The organism is Massilia sp. AB1, from assembly GCF_018119385.1.
In the GTDB taxonomy this organism is placed as follows: Bacteria; Pseudomonadota; Gammaproteobacteria; order Burkholderiales; family Burkholderiaceae_D; genus Telluria.
The window spans coordinates 19,636-37,403 of sequence record NZ_JAGKSG010000016.1 but is presented as its reverse complement, the minus strand read 5'-3'; the positions used below and the strand labels follow the sequence as shown (position 1 = coordinate 37,403).

19 protein-coding genes are annotated in these 17,768 nt (G+C 66.5%); 9 read left to right on the top strand and 10 right to left on the bottom strand.

What is annotated here, in order from left to right; all coding sequences use genetic code 11:
- Window positions 1–76 precede the first annotated feature (76 nt).
- Window positions 77–1,000 carry a LysR family transcriptional regulator gene (locus J8847_RS11490; protein ID WP_211524840.1) on the top strand — a complete coding sequence of 308 codons (924 nt, stop codon included), beginning with the start codon at window positions 77–79 and terminating at the stop codon, window positions 998–1,000.
- A gap of 85 nt (window positions 1,001–1,085) precedes the next feature.
- On the opposite strand, the gene J8847_RS11485 is transcribed toward J8847_RS11490, so the two are convergent.
- Window positions 1,086–2,021 carry a LysR family transcriptional regulator gene (locus J8847_RS11485; RefSeq protein ID WP_211524839.1) on the bottom strand — a complete coding sequence of 312 codons (936 nt, stop codon included), beginning with the start codon at window positions 2,019–2,021 and terminating at the stop codon, window positions 1,086–1,088.
- Window positions 2,022–2,129: 108 nt separating this feature from the next.
- Between J8847_RS11485 and J8847_RS11480 the strand changes: the two genes are divergently transcribed.
- Genes J8847_RS11480 through leuD form a run of 3 tightly spaced genes read left to right on the top strand, consistent with a single transcriptional unit; the run spans window position 2,130 to window position 5,154 of the window.
- Complete coding sequence (locus J8847_RS11480; protein ID WP_211524838.1) at window positions 2,130–3,101, top strand: tripartite tricarboxylate transporter substrate binding protein; 972 nt, start codon at window positions 2,130–2,132, stop codon at window positions 3,099–3,101.
- Window positions 3,102–3,119: 18 nt separating this feature from the next.
- Window positions 3,120–4,520 carry a 3-isopropylmalate dehydratase large subunit gene (gene leuC / locus J8847_RS11475; protein WP_211524837.1) on the top strand — a complete coding sequence of 467 codons (1,401 nt, stop codon included), beginning with the start codon at window positions 3,120–3,122 and terminating at the stop codon, window positions 4,518–4,520.
- Window positions 4,513–5,154 carry a 3-isopropylmalate dehydratase small subunit gene (leuD, locus tag J8847_RS11470; RefSeq protein WP_211524836.1) on the top strand — a complete coding sequence of 214 codons (642 nt, stop codon included), beginning with the start codon at window positions 4,513–4,515 and terminating at the stop codon, window positions 5,152–5,154. Before leuC ends, leuD begins: the two co-directional genes overlap by 8 nt.
- Here leuD and J8847_RS11465 read toward each other — a convergent pair.
- The 9 genes from J8847_RS11465 to J8847_RS11425 form a co-directional block, all read right to left on the bottom strand.
- Window positions 5,151–5,438: a DUF971 domain-containing protein gene (locus J8847_RS11465; protein ID WP_211524835.1), complete on the bottom strand. Its 288-nt coding sequence runs from the start codon at window positions 5,436–5,438 to the stop codon at window positions 5,151–5,153. The two genes, leuD and J8847_RS11465, sit on opposite strands and share 4 nt — an antisense overlap.
- Window positions 5,435–6,382, bottom strand: a complete 948-nt coding sequence (locus tag J8847_RS11460) for a HEAT repeat domain-containing protein (RefSeq protein WP_211524834.1) — start codon at window positions 6,380–6,382, stop codon at window positions 5,435–5,437. The genes J8847_RS11465 and J8847_RS11460 overlap by 4 nt, the downstream gene beginning before the upstream one ends.
- A gap of 9 nt (window positions 6,383–6,391) precedes the next feature.
- A complete protein-coding gene (locus tag J8847_RS11455) occupies window positions 6,392–7,258 on the bottom strand; it encodes an ABC transporter ATP-binding protein (RefSeq protein ID WP_211524833.1) in 867 nt (288 codons plus the stop codon).
- Window positions 7,255–8,076, bottom strand: coding sequence for an ABC transporter permease (locus J8847_RS11450; RefSeq protein ID WP_211524832.1), 822 nt, complete (start codon window positions 8,074–8,076; stop codon window positions 7,255–7,257). Before J8847_RS11450 ends, J8847_RS11455 begins: the two co-directional genes overlap by 4 nt.
- A gap of 14 nt (window positions 8,077–8,090) precedes the next feature.
- Window positions 8,091–9,491: an ABC transporter substrate-binding protein gene (locus tag J8847_RS11445; protein ID WP_211524831.1), complete on the bottom strand. Its 1,401-nt coding sequence runs from the start codon at window positions 9,489–9,491 to the stop codon at window positions 8,091–8,093.
- A 25-nt stretch (window positions 9,492–9,516) separates the two neighbouring features.
- Window positions 9,517–9,750, bottom strand: coding sequence for a ferredoxin family protein (locus J8847_RS11440; RefSeq protein WP_211524830.1), 234 nt, complete (start codon window positions 9,748–9,750; stop codon window positions 9,517–9,519).
- 9 nt (window positions 9,751–9,759) lie between these two features.
- Window positions 9,760–11,493 (bottom strand): fumarate reductase/succinate dehydrogenase flavoprotein subunit, encoded by a 1,734-nt coding sequence (locus J8847_RS11435; protein WP_211524829.1) that lies wholly within the window; start codon window positions 11,491–11,493, stop codon window positions 9,760–9,762.
- A gap of 1 nt (window position 11,494) precedes the next feature.
- A complete protein-coding gene (locus tag J8847_RS11430; protein WP_211524828.1) occupies window positions 11,495–12,256 on the bottom strand; it encodes a GntR family transcriptional regulator in 762 nt (253 codons plus the stop codon).
- Between the two features lie 174 nt (window positions 12,257–12,430).
- A complete protein-coding gene (locus J8847_RS11425; protein WP_229512734.1) occupies window positions 12,431–13,498 on the bottom strand; it encodes a DUF5694 domain-containing protein in 1,068 nt (355 codons plus the stop codon).
- 172 nt (window positions 13,499–13,670) lie between these two features.
- Between J8847_RS11425 and J8847_RS11420 the strand changes: the two genes are divergently transcribed.
- The 5 genes from J8847_RS11420 to J8847_RS11400 all read left to right on the top strand — a co-directional run bounded on the left by J8847_RS11420 (window position 13,671) and on the right by J8847_RS11400 (window position 17,219).
- A complete protein-coding gene (locus J8847_RS11420; protein WP_211524827.1) occupies window positions 13,671–14,714 on the top strand; it encodes an ABC transporter substrate-binding protein in 1,044 nt (347 codons plus the stop codon).
- 77 nt (window positions 14,715–14,791) lie between these two features.
- Entirely contained in the window at window positions 14,792–15,289 is a 498-nt protein-coding gene (locus tag J8847_RS11415) for an SCO family protein (protein WP_373888740.1), read from the top strand.
- Window positions 15,290–15,291: 2 nt separating this feature from the next.
- Complete coding sequence (locus tag J8847_RS11410) at window positions 15,292–15,732, top strand: hypothetical protein (protein WP_211524825.1); 441 nt, start codon at window positions 15,292–15,294, stop codon at window positions 15,730–15,732.
- The gene (locus tag J8847_RS11405) at window positions 15,725–16,483 is read left to right on the top strand and encodes an ABC transporter permease (RefSeq protein WP_211524824.1); all 759 of its coding nucleotides are present in this window, start codon (window positions 15,725–15,727) and stop codon (window positions 16,481–16,483) included. The genes J8847_RS11410 and J8847_RS11405 overlap by 8 nt, the downstream gene beginning before the upstream one ends.
- Window positions 16,473–17,219, top strand: a complete 747-nt coding sequence (locus tag J8847_RS11400; protein ID WP_211524823.1) for an ABC transporter ATP-binding protein — start codon at window positions 16,473–16,475, stop codon at window positions 17,217–17,219. Before J8847_RS11405 ends, J8847_RS11400 begins: the two co-directional genes overlap by 11 nt.
- Window positions 17,220–17,768: the final 549 nt, after the last annotated feature.

The following is a 17,768-nucleotide window of genomic DNA, read 5'->3' as shown; positions in this document are numbered from 1 at the left end:
TGACTGGAAAGTCCCTAGCTTACGCGCCCGGAAGTGGCCTATAATTCTCCTGGATTCAATTATGTATTGAGTAGAAGTGAAGACTGAGCCTACTTCCGACATGCAGTTCTTCGTCCTGGTCGCCCGGCTCGGCAGCCTGGCTGCCGCCGCGCGGGCGATGGACCTGACGCCGCCGGCGGCCACCAAGCGCCTGGCGGCGCTCGAAGCCCGCCTGGGCGTGCGCCTGCTCAACCGGACCACGCGCAGCGTTAGTCTCACCAGCGAGGGCGAGACCTATCTCCAGTACGCGGCGCGCATCCTGGACGACATCAGGGACATGGAAGACGCGGTAGCGCAGGGGCGCTCCACGCCCAAAGGGCTGCTGCGCGTGAACGCCACCCTGGGTTTTGGCCGCACGACCATCGCGCCGCTGGTCTCGCGCTTTTCGGCGCGCTATCCCGATGTGGAAGTGCAGATGGAGGTGACCGACAAGCCGATCGACCTGGTCGAGAGCGGCTTCGACCTGGCGATCCGCTTCGGGGCGCTGCCGGACAAGCGCCTGAATGCGCGCCGCATCATGTCGAACCGGCGCTTCTTGTGCGCGTCGCCGGGTTATCTCGAACGCCATGGTGCGCCCAGGACGCTGGCGGACCTGGCCAGCCACCGCTGCATCATCCACCGGCAGAACGACGACGCCTACGGCATCTGGCGCTTCCAGTACCAAGACCATACCGAAGTCGTCAAGGTGCACGGCAACCTGTCGAGCAACGACGGCGACATCGTTCTCGGCTGGGCGCTGGATGGCCAGGGCATCCTGATCCGCTCGGAATGGGACCTGGCCAAGTATCTCGACAGCGGCAGGCTGAGGATCGTGCTGCCGGAGTTCACGCTGCCCTCGGCCGACCTGTTCGTCTACTATCCGAGCCAGCGTAACCAGACCATTCGCGCGCGGGCGTTCATTGATTTCCTGGCGGAGCATTTTCAGCGTGGGAAGGTCCGGGCGCCATCCCAAAAGGCTTAAGAGCTGCTAAGCAGTGCGGGTCTTTCTTGGTTAGCGCTGGATAACTTGCTTGAGGCCTTGAGGATGTACATGGCCACAGCCGGGATCACCAAAGCAATTCGCTATCGCTTCTGGCTGACCGCTCGGTCCTGCGCTTGTCCGCGAACGCTTCGAGCATGAAATCGACCATCGCCCTGGTCTTGGCCTGCAGATGGCTCTTGGTCGGGAACAGCATGTAGATGTCGGCCGGCGGCGTTACCCAGTCCGTCAGCACGGGGCGCAGCCGCCCGGAACGCAAATAGGGCGCGACATCCCATTCCGAGCGCAGCACGATGCCGTGCCCGTCGAGCGCCCACGCGAGCGCCGCCTCGCCATCGTTGGTGCTCAGCTGGCCCCTGACCTTGACCGTCTCCTGCTTCGCCCCCGAGCGGAAATGCCATTGCCCGAAGATCTCGTCGCTCTCGCGCAGGACGATGCAGCTGTGGTTGTGCAGGTCGCGCGGCGAGGCCGGCATGCCCCGCGCGGCGATGTAGGAGGGCGCGGCGCACAGGAAGCGCCGGTTGTCGGCCAGCTTGCGCGCCGTCAGACGCGCGTCCGGCTGCTCGCCGAAACGGAAGGCCAGGTCGAAGCCTTGCTCCACCAGGTTCACCGGGCGGTCGGTCAGGTGCAGCTGCACCTCGACTTCGGGATACTCGACCGCGAAGCGCGACAGCTGCGGCGTCACATGCCGGCGGCCGAAGCCCAGGGTGGCGCTGACCCGCAGCAGTCCCTGGGGAACGACGCTGCCACCGGAGATCTTGCGCTCCAGCGCTTCCAGCTCGAGCACCAGGCGTTCACCTTCCGCCAGGTAGGTTTCGCCCTCCGGCGTCAGGCTCATGCGGCGCGTGGTCCGGTTGAGCAGCCGCACCCGCAGCCGCGCCTCGATGGCCGCCAGCCGCTTGCTCACCGCGGGCGGCGTGATGCCCAGTTCCTGGGCCGCCGCGGCAAGGCTGCCCTGGCGTACCAGCAGCGAGAAGAACGACAAATCGGATATTCCGTCCATTCGTAACCTGTGCGACCTAATGAAATGCCGGAAGGTGAATTATATAGATCGTTTTTTTGAATATGATGGTCCGGTAGTAAAAAACCAGACAAACACCGGAGGAGACCCATGAAGCTGAAACTCGCGCTGCTCGCCGCAGCGGCCGTTGCATCGACTGCGGCATCGACTGCCGCATCCGCCCAGAACTATCCGACCCGTCCGATCCGCCTGGTCGTGCCCTATGCACCCGGCGGCAGCGCGGACATCGTGGCCCGGCGCATCGTGGACGAGTGGGCCAAGGCGGCCGGCGGCAGCATCTATGTGGAGAACAAGGCCGGCGCGGGCGGCAACATCGGCGTCGACGCGGTGGCCAAGTCCGACCCGGACGGCTACACCATCGGCTTGCAGACGGTCTCGCTGGCCATCAACCCGGCGCTCTTCCCCAAGCTTCCCTACAACACCCTCAAGGATCTGGCGCCGATCGGCATGGTCGCCTCGTCCCAGCACGTCCTGGTCGTCAATCCGGCCTTCCCGGGCAAGGACACCAAGGCGCTGCTGGCCGCCGCCCAGTCCAAGCCGGGCAAGTTCAACTACGGCTCGGCCGGGCCGGGCAGCACCTTCCACATGGCGGCCGAACTGTTCAAGGACGTCACCCACACCGACATCACCCACGTGCCCTACAAGGGCGGCGGCCCGGCGCTGCTCGACACGATGGCCGGCATGGTCGACATGAGCTTCCCGGTGCTGTCCGCGGCCGTGCCCCACGTCCGCGCCGGCAAACTGCGTGCGATCGGCGTCACCGGGCCAAAGCGTTCCCCGCTGCTGCCCGACGTGCCGACCCTGCAGGAATCGGGCGCCACCGGCTACAACTTCGAAACCTGGTTCATGGTCTTCGCCCCAGCGAATACGCCCAAGCCGGTCATCGACAAGCTCAATGCCTCGCTCAACAAGGCGCTCAATTCGCCCGAGCTGAAGGACAAGCTGGTCAAGGACGGCTTCGATCCGTCGCCGTCGACCCCGGCCCAGGCCCAGGCGCGGCTGGCGCAGGAACTGCCGCTGTGGGCCAAGCTGATCAAGGAACGCGGCATTACCGCTGAATAAACCAACAAGCCTGAGACAATGAGCAAGACTCTTTACCGAAAACTGGTGGACTCGCACACGGTCGCCCAGCTGGACGACGACAACGTCCTGCTGTACGCCGACCTGCACCTGATGAACGAGTACACCAGCCCCCAGGCCTTCGCCGGCCTGGACGCACGCGGCCTGAAGACCCTGTACCCGGGGCAGAACGTCGCCACCGTCAGCCATATCATTCCCACGAAGGCGGACAAGTTCCGCATCATCGAGGATGCCGATTCCGCGCTGCAGGCCACCAACCTCAAGCGCAACTGCGACCGGCAGGCCATTCCGCTGTTCGATACCAACGACCGCTGGCAGGGCATCGAGCACGTGATCGCTCCCGAGCATGGCATGATCAGGCCGGGCATGGTCGTGATCTGCGGCGACAGCCACACCACCACCTACGGCGCCCTTGGCGCCCTGGGCTTCGGCATCGGCACCACCGAGGTCGAGCACCTGCTGGCCACCCAGACTCTGGTCTACCGCCTGGCGAAGGACATGCGCATCCGGATCGATGGGAAGCTCCCGGCCGGCACCACCGCCAAGGACATGATCCTGATGGTCATCGCCCGCATCGGCGCTCAAGGAGCCCGCGGCTATGTGGTCGAGTTCTGCGGCAGCGCGATCGACGCCCTCAGCACCGAAGCGCGCTTCACGCTCTGCAACATGGCAGTCGAAGCAGGTGCGCGCGGCGCGCTGATCGCGCCCGACGAGACGGCCATCGACTACGTGCTCGCCCATTGCCCGGACCTGGCCGGCGACGCCGACATGAAACAGCGCGCGCTGGAACAATGGCGCCTGCTCGCAAGCGATCCGGACGCGCGCTTCGACGCCGAGCACCGTTTCAGCACCGCCGGGCTGGCCCCGACCGTCACCTGGGGCACCAGCCCGGACCAGGCCTTGCCGGTGACTAGTCCCATCCCGGCGCCCTTGAGCGCCTCGGATGCGCGGGCGCTGCAGTACACGGGCCTCAGCAGCGGCATGCCGTTGGAAGGTCTCGCGATCCAGCACGTATTCATCGGCTCCTGCACCAATGGCCGCATCGAAGACCTGCGCGCCGTGGTCGACGTGATCGGCGAGCGCAAGGTGGCGCCCGGCGTGCGCGCCATGGTGGTGCCCGGATCGGGCGCGGTGCGGGACCAGGCCGAGCGCGAAGGCATCGCCGCCAGGCTGGTCGCGGCCGGATTCGAATGGCGCAAGCCGGGCTGCTCGATGTGCCTGGCCATGAACGACGACGTGCTGGCGCCGGGCACGCGCTGCGCGTCCACCACCAACCGCAACTTCGAAGGCCGCCAGGGACGCGGTGCGATCACCCACCTGATGAGCCCCGCCATGGCCGCCGCCGCCGCGGTCACCGGCCAGATCACCGACGTACGAAAGCTGCTGGCACACCATGAATAAGCACACCATCATCGAGGGCGTCGCCGCGCCGCTTCCGATCGCCAATCTCGACACCGACCAGATCATGCCCAAGCAGTTCTTGCGCGGCATTGACAAGGCGGGACTGGACCGCGGCGTCCTGTACGACCTGCGCTTCGACGGCCACGGCCAGGCGCGCCCGGACTTCGTCCTGAACCAGCCGGTCTACGCCGACGCGTCCATCCTCCTGGGCGGCGCGAATTTCGGCTGCGGTTCGAGCCGCGAACACGCGGTCTGGGGACTCCAGCAGTTCGGCGTGCGCGCGGTGATCGCCTCGAGCTTCGGCGAGATTTTCTACTCCAACGCCATGAACAATGGCCTGATGCTGGCCACCGTGTCGGAACAAGACGCCGAGCGCCTGTTCGCGGAGGCGGCGTCCGGCGCGCCGATGCAGGTGCGCATCGACGTCGAACGCCTGGAAGTGATCAGCGCGACGGGTACGGCCAGCTTCACCCTGAGCGGCCGCCACCAGCGGATGTTCATGGACGGGCTGGACATGCTGGGGGCGTCGCTCCAGCACCTGCCGGCGATCCAGGCCTTCGCGGAGCGCTGGCATGCGGCCAATCCCTGGCTGAAGAACGTCGCTTCCGCAGCCCGCGCCAGGATAGCCGCTTAGTTCGGCGAGCCCGCCAGCATCTCGAAGGGATAGATGCCGCGCCGATGCCCGTCGGCGAAGGCCAGGTTGAGCGCATAGGCGCCCACCGGTTCGATGGCGGCGATGCGCAGCTCCGCCGCTGCCTCCACGGCCTGGCCCGCACGGCGCCGCGCCCGGCACTCCGCGCAGGGACAGGCCACGCGCAGGTCCGCGTGGGTCCAGCGCACCGTGCGGCCGTCGGCCCAGCGCAGGGCCAGCACGCCCTGGCCGGCATGGTTGTCGATCGCCTCGGGCAGCGCGCTCATGCCGCCGCTCCGATCTGGCCGATGGCCAGGCGCACCGACTTGCGTACTTCCGGATCCGGGTCGTTGGCGGCCGCTTGCAGGGCGCCCAGTGCGGCCGGCGCGCCGATCTCGCCCAGGGCCAGGGCCGCTTCCTTGCGCAGGTTGCTGATCGTGTGTTCCAGCGCCGCCATCAGGCCGGGCAGCGCGTCATGGCTGCGCAGCCGGCCCAGGCTGCGCGCGGCGCGCAGGCGCACCTGCCAGAAGGGATCGTCCAGCGCCGCCACCAGCGCGCCAGGGGTATGCGCCAGGCGCAGCTTGCCGAGCGTGGTGGCGGCTTCTTCGCGCACCTGCCAGGCCCCATCCTTCAGCGCCGCCAGCAGGGCGGGACCCACTTGCGCACCGTCCGCATAGCCGAGCGCACCGGCCGCCGCGCGGCGCACCTCGAAGGAGGCGTCGTCGGCCAGGATGCGCGTCAGCGCCGGCAGGGCTTCGGGATGCTTGAGGTAGCCGAGCACGGCGACCGCTTCGCGCCGCACCAGCGGGTCCGCATCGCCCAGCGCGTCCAGGGCGGGCGCTAAGCTCGCAGCCACCCGCAGCTCGCGTACGCCGCGCAGGGCCGCCGCGCGCACGAAGCTCTCGCTGCCGCCGATATAGGGAACCAGGTAGGCCGCCGAGGCGGGCTGCTTGAGCTCGGACAGGCTTTGCGCGGCCGCCGCTCGCACTTCCTCGTCGGTATCCGACAGCAGGCGGGCCAGGTTCTGCACGCTGGCCGGGGACTCGAAAGCTTCCAGGGCGCGCGCCGCTTCGGCGCGGACGGATGCTTCCGGGTCGTCCAACGCCTGGATCAGGAGCGGCACATGGGCCTCGCCGTCCAGGTCGGCCAGGTCCAGCACCGCGATGCGGCGCACGGTGGCGTCAGTGTCCTGCAGGCGCGCAAGGAGGGCGTCGAATAATGCGTTGGTCACGGGGAGTCCTTATACGTTGTGAATGGATGCCGTCTGCGGGCCCAGGGCGCTGAGCCGCGCCAGCGGATTCACGCTGGCCTGCGGATGCAGCAGCGACAGGCAATGGCGCTTGAGCTGGGTGAAATGCGGCGAGGTCATCAGGTCCGGGTGGCGCGGGCGCTCGAAATCCAGCCGGATCTCGTCGATGATGCGGCCCGGCCGGGGGCTCATCACCAGGATGCGGTCCGCCAGGAACAGCGCTTCGTCGATATCGTGGGTGATGAAGACGACCGTGGTCTTCACCCTGGCCCAGACCTCGAGCAGCAGTTCCTGCATCTTGAGGCGGGTCTGGGCGTCGAGCGCGCCGAAGGGCTCGTCCATCAGCATGACGCGCGGCTGGTTGATCAGCACGCGCGCGATCTCCACGCGCTGCTGCATGCCGCCCGAGAGCTGGATGGGATAGCGGTCCTCGAAGCCTTCCAGCCCCACCAGGCGCAGCAGCTCGCGCGCCCGCTCGTGGCGTGCGCGCCGGCCCACGCCCTGCATCTTGAGACCGAAGGCGACGTTGTCGAGCACCTTCTTCCAGGGGAAGAGGGTGTGGTGCTGGAATACCAGGCCGCGCTCGGGGTGCGGCCCGGCCACCGCCTCGCCGTCGACCCGGATCGCGCCGGCGCTGGGCTGCCAGTGGCCGGCCAGGGCGCCCAGCAGGGTCGACTTGCCGCAGCCCGAGGGGCCGAGCACGCACACGAATTCGCCGGGCGCGATGGAAAGCGACACATCCTGCACCGCGTCGAATGCCTGCCGGCCTTCGCCCAGGCGGATCGACAGGCGTTCGATCTCGATGCCGCCCAGGCCTTCGGCCAGGCGGCGGTGTTCCACGGAGGTGGTCTGGTTCATCGCTTCTTCCTTTGCATGAGGTACCACGGCAGGAACAGGTTGCCGATGCGCTTCACCAGGATGCTGCTGCCCATGCCGATCACGCCGATGAACAGCATGCCGACCACGATCTCGGGATAGTTCTGGATCGTGTACGAGGCCCAGGTGTAGTAGCCGATCCCGAACTGGCCGGAGATCATTTCCGCCGTCACCAGGCAGAACCAGGCCGTGCCCATGCCGATCGACAGGCCGGTGACGATGCTGGGTGCGGCGGCCGGCAGGATCACTTCCGTGAAAATGGTCCAGCGTCCCGCGCCCAGGCTGCGCGAGGAGGCGATCAGGCGCGGATCGACCCCTTCCACGCCGTGGATGGTGTTGAGCAGGATCGGGAACAGGGCGCCGATGAAGGTAATGTAGACCATCGACATCTCGGACGAGGGAAACATCAGGATCGCTAGCGGAATCCAGGCCACCGCCGGAATCGGCCGCAGCACTTCCAGCGGCGGCAGCAGCACGTCTTCCAGCAGGCGCGAACGGCCGATGACGAGGCCGAGCGCGATGCCCACCACCAGCGCCCCGGCGAAGCCAGCGAACACGCGGTAGACGCTGGCCTTCAGGTGCTGCTCCAGCTTGGGCGACTCGATCAGCGCCAGGGCGGCCTCGATCACGTCGCGCGGCGAGGGCACGTTCTGGAAGGTGACCAGGCCCAGGTCGAGGTGGCGCGATGCGGCCCATTGCCAGGCCGCGATGCAGGCCAGCACCGACAGGACGCGCAGCAGTACGCGCCCCAGCCTGCGCAGCGCGGCGGGGTCGAAAAGCGTCGTGGCGATCGCTTGCATGGCGGCTCCGCGGCTTAGACGGACTTGCCGGCCTTGAGGGCGTCGAAGTCGACCACCTTGCCCTTGGTCTTGTGCGCGTGGGCGTCGGCGTCGGCCTTGAGCAGGAAGGCGCTGATCTCCTTGCCGCTGACAACGAACCAGGCGTCGCCGGCCAGCAGCTTCAGGCCGGAATCCTGGTCGTGGGCGTACACGGTGCGGATCTTCCTGCCGGCCGCTTCCAGCTTGCGCAGCTCGGCGAAAGCGGCGGAAGCGCTGCCGTAGTGGCGCACCAGCGGCTCGCCCTGCACCCAGATCTGGGTCAGGCGCTTGGCATCGAGAATCGGCTTGCCGGTGAGCGCATCCTTGGCCGTGAGCGGCAGCTTGGCGTAGTTCTTCAGCTGCTTGTCGTAGTCCAGGCCGGCCTGCTTGTAGGCGGCGCGGATATAGCTGTCGTTGATGAAACTGTCCGCATCGATGTCGCTCTCGGTACGCTTGAGCAGGCGCAGGGTCTCGATCGAGGTCTTGACCGCCTGGCGGTACTCGGGCTTCCAGCTGAAGTCGCGCGTCTGCAGGCCGAGCGGGCCGTGGAACAGGTAGTTCACCTCGGCCTCGATGCCGGTGACCTTGGCGATCAGCTCACTGTACTTTTCCGGCTCGGCGGCGATCAGGCGGTCCGCTTCGACGGCCGCGCGCAGGTAGGCGGTGACGACTTCCGGGTACTTCTTCGCATACTCGGCGTCGACCAGGCTGCCGTGCAGGGTGGGCGCCTTGGCCTGCGAGCCGTCGAAGATCTTGCGGGCGAAGCCGCGGTGCGGGAACAGCTCGGCGAAGGGCACGAAGTCGGCGTGCGCCTCGACCTTGTTGCTCTGCAGGGCGGAACCGGCGACTTCCGGCGCCTGGGTGGTGATGTTGACGTCGCGTTCAGGGTCCCATCCCTGCGCCTTGACGGCGCGCAGCAGCATGCCGTGGGCGGTCGAGGCGAAGGGCACCGAGATGGTCCTGCCCTTCAGTTCCGCCAGCGACTGCACGCTTGACGCCTTGGGCACCACGATGCCGTTGCCCGAGCCCTGGGTGCTGCCCGACAGGACGCTGATGAACAGGCTCTTCTTGCCGGCCTTGGCGTGGGCCGCGCCGTTGAAGGAACCGGGGAAATCGGCCATCGCCCCGATGTCCAGCTTGCCCGCGACCATCTCGTTGGTCAGCGGCGCGCCCGAGGTGAAGTTCTTCCACTGGATGTCGTACTTGACGTCCTTGTACTTGCCGTCGCGCGGCAGGTATTTCTCCAGCAGGCCGAGTTCGCGGATCAGGAGGCCGCCGGTGGCGCAGTTGATGGTGGTGTCCTGGGTGCCGATGGCGACCCGGATGGTCTCGGCGGCGTTGGCGCTGCCGAGGGCAAGCAGCAAGGCAAGGGCGGTGATGGGGAGGCGCAGCTTCATTGTGTTCTCCTTATGGTGGGTTCGTTCAGCGCAGCAGATAGGGGATGTCGACGTGGACGGCGCCGGTCGGGCAGTCCTTCTCGCAGGGCATGCAGTACCAGCATTCGTCGAACTTCATGTAGGCCTTCCCCTTGCTCAGGTCGATGGCCAGCACGTCGAGCGGGCAGACGTCGACGCAGACCGTGCAGCCCTTGTGGGCGATGCAGTTGTCCTCGTCCACGGTGACGGGGACGCTGGTGATGTTGATCGTGGTCGGCATGGGTACTCCTCAGGCGGCGATGGGTTGGGGCGCCGGCTGCACGCGCAGCTGGCGGTAGGCGTTCTTTTCCTGGTCGTCGAGCGGCACGATGTAGGGATCGACCGGGCGCTTGAAGCAGCGCATGTGGCCGTCTTCCTTCTTCAGTTGCACGTGGACGAACCACTCGGCGTCGTTGCGGCCCGGGTAGTCGACGCGGTTGTGGTACAGGCCCCAGCGGCTCTCGGTGCGGTAGAGCGAGGCGCGCGCGGCCATCTCGGCGCAGTCGCGGATCGCATGCACTTCCATTGCGCGCATCAGTTCGTGCGGATTGCGGGCCTGGATCCGGTCCAGGTCGGCGCGGATCGCCTCGAAGCGCTGCAGGCCGATCTCCATCTTGCGCGTGACTTTGGGCGGCTGCAGGTAGTCGTTGACCATGCGGCGCAGCTTGTATTCCACCTGGTTGGGCGGCAGGCCGTCCTGGCGCGCCAGCGGCGCCCAGACGCGGGCGCGCTCGCACTCCACCTGTTCCTCGTCCAGCGGGGGAAGGCCGTTCTGCGCGCACCAGCGGGCCGCGCTCTCGCCGGCCAGGCGGCCATAGACGAAGGCGCCCAGCATGTAGTTGTGCGGCACGCAGGCCAGGTCGCCGGCCGCGTGCAGGCCAGGCACCGTGGTGCGCGCCTGCTCGTCGACCCAGACGCCGGAGGCCGAGTGGCCGCTGCACAGGCCGATCTCGGAGATGTGCATCTCCACCATCTGGCTGCGGTAGTCGGTACCGCGGCCTTCGTGGAAGCGCCCGCGGCTGGGGCGCTCGTTGGTGTGCAGGATGGTCTCGATGGTCTGGATGGTTTCCTCGGCCAGGTGGTTCATCTTCAGGAACACCGGCCCGTTGCCGCCCTGGAGCTCGTTGTAGAATTCCTGCATCATCTGGCCGCTCCAGTAATCGCACTCGATGAAGCGCTCGCCGCGGCTGTTGGTGGTGTGGCCGCCGAAGGGACCGGTGACGTAGGCGCAGGCCGGGCCGTTGTAGTCCTTGATCAGGGGATTGATCTGGAAGCATTCGATGCCGGACAGCTCGGCGCCCGCGTGGTAGGCCATGCTGTAGCCGTCGCCGGCATTGGTGGGGTTCTCGTAGGTGCCGAACAGGTAGCCCGAGGCGGGCAGGCCGAGACGCCCGGCGGCGCCGGTGGCCAGCACCACCGACTTGGCGCGGATCACGTGGAAGTCGCCGCTGCGGCAGTCGAAGGCCATCGCCCCGGCGATGGCGCCGTCCGGCGCGGTGAGCAGGCGGGTGGCGACCAGGCGGTTGGTGATCTCCACGCGGGCGCGCTTCAGGCGCCGGTACAGCACCTTCTTGATGTCGTGCCCTTCCGGCATCGGCAGCACATAGGTGCCCATGTGGTGCACCTTGCGCATGGCGTAGTCGCCGGTTTCGTCCTTCTCGAACTTGACGCCCCAGCTGTCCAGTTCCTCGATCATGGCGTAGCTGTTTTGCGCATAGGCCATCACCGTCTTCTGGTTGACGATGCCGTCGTTGGCGATGGTGATCTCCTTGACGTACTGCTCGGGCGTGGCGAAGCCCGGCACCACGGCGTTGTTCAAGCCGTCCATGCCCATCGAGATGGCGCCGCTGCGTTTCACGTTGGCCTTTTCCAGCAGCAGGACGCGCAGGCCCGGGTCGGCTTCCTTGGCCTTGACCGCGGCCATCGGGCCGGCGGTGCCGCCGCCGATCACCAGGACGTCGACGGTTCGCACATGTGTTTCCATATCAGCTTCCTTGAATTGAGTGAGGGTGGCGGGGCAGGCGCAGGGCGTACTGGAAGGCCTCGCCGCGCACGTACAGGTATTCGAAATCGAGGGGCGCGCCATCGAGGCTCCAGGTCAGGCGCTCGATGCGCAGCAGGGCCGCGCCCGGCGCCATCGAGAGCGCCGCCGCCAGCGCGGCGTCGGCGTTGATGGCGCCGATCTGGATGTCCGCATGGGCCAGGCCGATGCCGTAGTCGCTTTCCAGGATCAGGAAGATGTCGCGCTCGGCCAGGTTCTCGCGGCGCAGGCGGCGGCCGACTTCCAGCGGCAGGTAGCTCACTTCGAAGGAGACCGGGGCGTGGTCGAGGAAGCGCACGCGCCGGATCTCGGTGACCAGCGCACCGGGAGCCAGGTCCAGGCGTGCGGCGACCGCGGGCGGCGCCGGCAGGTCCAGGTGCGATACGACGCGATTGACGATGCGGTGGCCCTGGCGCGACATCGCTTCGCCGAAGCCCTCCAGGCGGCTCAGGTCCTGGCTCGGGCGGCTGCGCGCCACGAACGATCCCTTGCCTGGAACCTTGACGATCAGGCCTTCGTTCTGCAGGTCGCCCAGGGCCTGGCGCACCGTGATGCGGCTGACGCCGAAGATCGCGCCGATCTCGCTTTCGGCCGGCAGGCGCGTGTCCTGGCCGTAGGTGCCGTCGAGGATGCGTTCGCGCAGGCGCTCGCGCACCTGCGAGTACAGCGGCACGGGAGAGGGTTCGATGGCACGGAAAGAGGGCATTCGCAAGTCCTGGTTGACCTGTCATGACAGGTGATGACGTTGCGAAGATGGTATCGATGGGCTCGAGCGAAGAGAACGAATCTCTTCGCGCTAGCACATGCGAAAAACGCCTGAGTCGCTCAGCGTATATCGATATGTGCGCAGCGGCTCAGGCGTTGTCCGGGGGAGGGAGGCTTATTTGAGGACTTGCTGCGCGTCGGCGAGGCGCAGGTCGTGCATCTGGTCGAGATAGGCGTCGAGGTAGCCTTTGTGCGATGCGCCCACCAGCACCAGGATCCGGCCGCCGATGCGCACGTTCATGAGTTCGCGGATATTGGCGGCCATGCGCAGGTTGCGGGTTTCCCAGTAGCCGACGTAGTCGCGTCCATAGCGCTGGGGCGAGGGCTCTTCCAGGGCCGCGCCGAAATCGTTGTCGAACACAAGCTGCCACTGGTCGGGCGCGTTCAGGGCCTGGTACATGGCCAGCACGCCTTCCGGGCTGCCGATGCGCGCGTAGATCGCCTCGTCCTGTTGCTTGCGCTTCGCGCCGGCGGGGTTGTCCCAGGCCTTCATGAGCGCCGCGCCATAGCGCTTGTGGTCCGCTTCGTCCTTCATCGGCTGGTCGGCGGTATGGTCGTCGAAGGCATGCAGGCGCTCGAGGCCCAGGCGCGCTGCCAGCGGGGCGGCGATCAGATAGGTTTCGTTGCGCTTCCCACGCAGCGTGTTCAAGGTGCTCACCAGTTTTGCGCTCAGGCCGTCGCCGCTCTTGCGCTCCGCTTCGGGCAGGCGCAGCCACTGGACCACGGCCGATGCCGGCTCGCCCGCCGCCAGGAACAGCGCCGCGAGGCGCCGCCGTTGCGCGGCGCTCGGCGCGGAAGGCCAGGACGCCAGCATGGTTTCTACCTGCCGGGTGGCGGCCGGTACGTCCAGCAGGGTGGCGGCGCGTGCGGGCGCCGGGTCCCAGCAGTAGGAGTCGATCGAGTCCTGGTAGCGGTGCGGGAACTGGCGCATGAAGGCGCACTGCGTGCCCGACAGGGCTTCGATGGCGATCGCCTGCGGGCGCCATGCGGCAAGGCGCTCGTTCAGCGTGCCCAGCCCGGCCGGCGCGAAGTTGGCCGGCAGCTGGGACAGGTGGGGCGTGCCGAGGACCAGCACTTCATTCTGCGGGCCGTTCTTCGGGCCTTTCAGCTTGCCGGGTTCGAAGTCGGCAGCGCCGGCATTGATCGTGACAGCGAGGAGCAGGGTGAATGGCAGGCGCAGCAAGACAGTCTCCTGTGGATGTGAGGTCATTGGCAAGATTACATGACGCCACTGCCGGTGGCTGCATAAATTGGATATGCATGACGGCCGATGCCGGCGATTATGCGGTCGTACTAGCGCCAGGACAGCTGTTGTACAATCTGGAAACGTTTTTCCTCCCGCTTTGGTCTTAGCCATGATGCCTGACGAGCTTGCCACACTCCACGCGCTGCGCCGCCGGCAGGTGCTCAAAAGCGCCGTGGCCGCCGCCGCACCCCTGATGCTGCCGGCGCCGCTGCAGGCAGCCGCGGCGAAGCCGCTGATCGTCGGCGGCTTGCCGGTGACCTGCAACCTGACCCTGCCGATCGCCTGCCAGGCGCGCACCCGCCTCAACGCGCAGCGCGGCGCCGGGCCATCGCCCTTCGCCTACGCCAAGTTCAGCGGCTGGCCCGAGGTCAAGGAATCGCTGATGACCGGCCGCATCCAGGCCGCCTACATGCTCGCGCCGCTGGTCATGGACCTGGTCGACAGCCGCATCCCGCTCAAGATCGTCTCGCTCGGCCACCGCTCGGGCGCGGTGATCATGGTGCGCACCGATTCGCCGGCGCGCACTTTCCGCGACCTGCGCGGCAAGAGCATCGCCATCCCCAGCCGCTTCGCGGTCGACTTCCTTTTCCTACGCAAGATGCTGGCGCGCGCCGGCATGACGCCCAAGGACATCACGCTGATCGAGATGGCGCCGCCGGACATGCCGGCCGCGCTGTACGCGCGCGCCGTGGACGCCTACTGCACCGGCGAGCCTTTCGGCGCGGCCGCCCAGCGCGCCGGCTATGCGCGGCCGCTGGCGATGACGCGCGACGAGTGGCGCAACTACATCTGCTGCGTGCTCACGGTGCGCGAAGACCTGATCCGGACCGACCGGCCGCTGGTGCAGGACCTGGTCAACCACATCCAGTCGGCCGGCGACTGGCTGGACAAGGGACCGGCGAATCGCGACAAGGCGGCCCACATCGCCGCCAGCCGCACCTACTTTGGCCAGGACCCGAAGATCATCAAGTTCGTGATGGACAATCCGGAAGACCGCGTGACCTATGGCGACCTGCGCATGATCCGCGCCGAGTTCGACGAACTGATGCAGCTGTCGGTCGAGGCGGGCACGCTCAAGCGCCCGGTGGCCTACGAGCGCTACGTCGACGAGAGCTTTTACAGGAACATCAAACCGGTGCCGATTCCGCTGTGAAGACCTTTCTTTTGTCATTGCTGCTGTGCTGTGGACTTAGTCTCAGCCAAACTCAGGCCCAGAACCTGAAATCCGGCGTGTTCGAGCCGCCGCGCGCCGCGCCGGAGATCGCGCTCCCCGCGTCGACCGGCAAGCCCTTCAAGCTCTCCAGCCTGCGCGGCAAGGTGGTGGTGCTGGAATTCGGCTATACCCATTGTCCCTACGTCTGCCCGGTATCGCTGGCGTCGCTGGCCCAGGCGCGCACCCAGCTCGGCGCGGCCGCCGCCGACGTCCAGGTAGTGTTCGTCACGGTCGACCCCGAGCGCGACACCGCCAGCCACCTGCGCACTTACCTGGCCAAGTTCGATCCGAGCTTCATCGGCATCAGCGGTACGCCGGAGCAGATCCAGGACGTGCTGCGCGACTACGGCATCAGCGTGACGAAACAGGTCATCGAGGGCAAGGCGGACTACCAGCTGGGCCATTCCTCGTATTTGTATTTCATCGACCGGCGCGGCATGCTGCGCGCGCTGATGCCCTTCGGCCGCCCGGCCGCCGATATCGCGCATGACCTCGCGATCCTGTTGAAGAAGTAGGCATGAGGATCCTTCACCGCTTGTGGCTCCTCTGGCTGACGCTTGCCTGCATCGCGGGCGTGCTGGGCTGGGCCATGTTCGCGCCCCTTCACCTGGACAGCCGCGACAAGCTGTTCGAGATCCCGGCCGGCACCTGGGAGCGCCGCATGGCGGGGGACAAGCGCGACATCCTGCCCTCGACCATCCGCCTGACCCTGGGCGTGCAGGATGTACTCCTGCTGCGCAACAAGGACAAGGTGCCGCAGATGTTCGGGCCGGTCCTGATCATGCCCGGCCAGGATTTCCGCATGCCTTTCGAGACCGTCTCCGAAAATGAATTCAACTGCACCGCTCATGCCAGCGGCTCGATGAAGGTGATCGTCGAACCGGCTCCTGAAGCCGGCCTGGCGCGCCTGCGCTGGCGCCTCGCCCACTTGACCAAGGAAAGCAACACCCGTGGATAAACTCAAACGCGGCTGGCCCGCGCTGCTGCTGATCGTGGCACTGGTGTTGCTGTGGCACCTGTCCGTCGTGCAGAGCCAGAGCCTGATCTTCCCGACCCCCGGCCAGGTGCTGGCCGGCGCCGCCGAACTGGCGCGCGACGGCACCCTGTGGCAGCACATCGGCGCGTCCCTGATGCGGGTGACGGTCGGCTTCTTGCTGGCGGTCGCGGTGGCCGTGCCGGTGGGCCTGTGGATGGGACGCGTGGACCGCGTCTACCACACGCTCAATCCGCTGTTCCAGATCCTGCGGCCGATCTCGCCGATCGCCTGGATTCCGCTGGCCATCCTGTGGTTCGGCGTGGGCGACGTGGCGCCGGTCTTCCTGATCTTCCTGGCGGCCGTGTTCCCGATGATCGTGCAGACCGCGAACGGCGTGCACACCATCGAACAGCGCTACCTGCACGCGGCCATGAACTTCGGGGTCTCGCGCCAGAAGATGTTCCACCAGGTGATCGTGCCGGCGGTCCTGCCGGATATCGTAGTGGGCATGCGCATCGGCCTGGGCGTGGCCTGGCTGGTGGTGGTGGCGGCCGAGATGATCGTGCGGAACTCGGGACTGGGCTACCTGATCATCGACGCGCGCAATGCCGGCAACCGCTACGACCTGGTGGTGGCGGGCATGGTGATCATCGGCGTCATCGGGCTGCTGCTCGACGCCGTCATGCGCAGGCTGGAAGGACTCAACTCGGTAAGGTGGCGCTATGGCCGTTAAGATCGTCATCGACGATATCCGCAAGAGCTTCAACAAGGGCGGCACGACCCTGCCGGTGGTGGGCGGGATCTCGCTCGAGATCGAGGACGGCGAATTCGTCGCCATCGTCGGTCCGTCGGGCTGCGGCAAGTCGACCCTGATGAAAATGATCTCGGGCTTCGAGCAGCCGGACAGCGGCGCAGTGAGGATCGATGGCGAGCGCCTGGTGCGCCCGGGGCCGAAAGGGATCGTGATCTCGCAGCACGGTTCCGTGTTCCCCTGGCTGACGGTGCAGGAGAACCTGATGTTCGGCCTGAACGAAGGCGAGCGCGCCGGGAAGGCGCGGCTGGCCGATCACTATGCCGAGATGGTGGGGCTGAAAGGCTTCGAGAACGCGTACCCGCGTGAGCTCTCGGGCGGCATGTTAAAGCGCGTGGAGATCGCGCGGGCGCTGGTGGTCAAGCCCGAGATCCTCTATATGGACGAACCTTTCTCGGCGCTCGACGCGCTGATGAACCTGCGCATGCGGAACGAACTGCTGCGCATCCTGCAGGAAGAGCGTCATACCGTGGTCCTGATCACCCATGATGTCGAGGAAGCGCTTTATCTCGCCGACCGCATCGTGGTGCTGGCGCCGCGGCCGACCAGGGTGCAGGCCAGCTTCGCTGTCACCCAGCCGCACCCGCGCAAGGTGTCGAGTCCGGAGCTGCAGCAGATGAAGGACGCGATCCTGGGCGAACTTGGGCTGACGGTGTAGTTAATCTGCGTCCCGTATAAGGAGAATTTCGACTAGTTGGCGGGGCTGCTGAACGAGCGCCCACGGAAGACGCCGACTACAAAACGTCAGCACAGCGGCTTAGCGAAGCTATCGTTCACGGAACGGCTGAGATCGACAGAAGCGGACTAGTCTCTCCAGCCAATAACTGTAAAAAACATGGAAATAATTTCGACTTCGCCAAGCCAGCGTTTTCAGTTGCGGGTTGACATATGGGAAGCTAGAAATTCATTATGGGTTTACAGCCCGAGCATTTGGGATCTAGAACGAGAGTGTCGGTTGCTTTCATTCGACGACGAATCTTGGTCAGTTGATTCGAGCGATTGGCTCAGCGAGGCAACTGTTCGCTTATCTCTACGCAAATTTCCCGGAAACCATCGTCCGGAACAGTTGAGTGTAGAGATAGACTGCGTGGCTTTAACTGCAGTAGTGCTTCCTTCAGCAAGGTTTTCCCTTGTAGACCTTGAAGCAGGCCTCAACCATGCGCTTACTTGGGTTTGAGGACAACTCTGAGGATTCAACCAATGTGTT

Bases quoted from the DNA above. Each gene is read 5' to 3' on its own strand.
- J8847_RS11485 (WP_211524839.1), bottom strand. From the start codon at position 2,021: ATGGACGGAATATCCGATTTGTCGTTCTTCTCGCTGCTGGTACGCCAG.
- J8847_RS11480 (WP_211524838.1), top strand. From the start codon at position 2,130: ATGAAGCTGAAACTCGCGCTGCTCGCCGCAGCGGCCGTTGCATCGACT.
- leuC (WP_211524837.1), top strand. From the start codon at position 3,120: ATGAGCAAGACTCTTTACCGAAAACTGGTGGACTCGCACACGGTCGCC.
- leuD (WP_211524836.1), top strand. From the start codon at position 4,513: ATGAATAAGCACACCATCATCGAGGGCGTCGCCGCGCCGCTTCCGATC.
- J8847_RS11465 (WP_211524835.1), bottom strand. From the start codon at position 5,438: ATGAGCGCGCTGCCCGAGGCGATCGACAACCATGCCGGCCAGGGCGTG.
- J8847_RS11455 (WP_211524833.1), bottom strand. From the start codon at position 7,258: ATGAACCAGACCACCTCCGTGGAACACCGCCGCCTGGCCGAAGGCCTG.
- J8847_RS11450 (WP_211524832.1), bottom strand. From the start codon at position 8,076: ATGCAAGCGATCGCCACGACGCTTTTCGACCCCGCCGCGCTGCGCAGG.
- J8847_RS11445 (WP_211524831.1), bottom strand. From the start codon at position 9,491: ATGAAGCTGCGCCTCCCCATCACCGCCCTTGCCTTGCTGCTTGCCCTC.
- J8847_RS11440 (WP_211524830.1), bottom strand. From the start codon at position 9,750: ATGCCGACCACGATCAACATCACCAGCGTCCCCGTCACCGTGGACGAG.
- J8847_RS11435 (WP_211524829.1), bottom strand. From the start codon at position 11,493: ATGGAAACACATGTGCGAACCGTCGACGTCCTGGTGATCGGCGGCGGC.
- J8847_RS11430 (WP_211524828.1), bottom strand. From the start codon at position 12,256: ATGCCCTCTTTCCGTGCCATCGAACCCTCTCCCGTGCCGCTGTACTCG.
- J8847_RS11420 (WP_211524827.1), top strand. From the start codon at position 13,671: ATGATGCCTGACGAGCTTGCCACACTCCACGCGCTGCGCCGCCGGCAG.
- J8847_RS11410 (WP_211524825.1), top strand. From the start codon at position 15,292: ATGAGGATCCTTCACCGCTTGTGGCTCCTCTGGCTGACGCTTGCCTGC.
- J8847_RS11400 (WP_211524823.1), top strand. From the start codon at position 16,473: ATGGCCGTTAAGATCGTCATCGACGATATCCGCAAGAGCTTCAACAAG.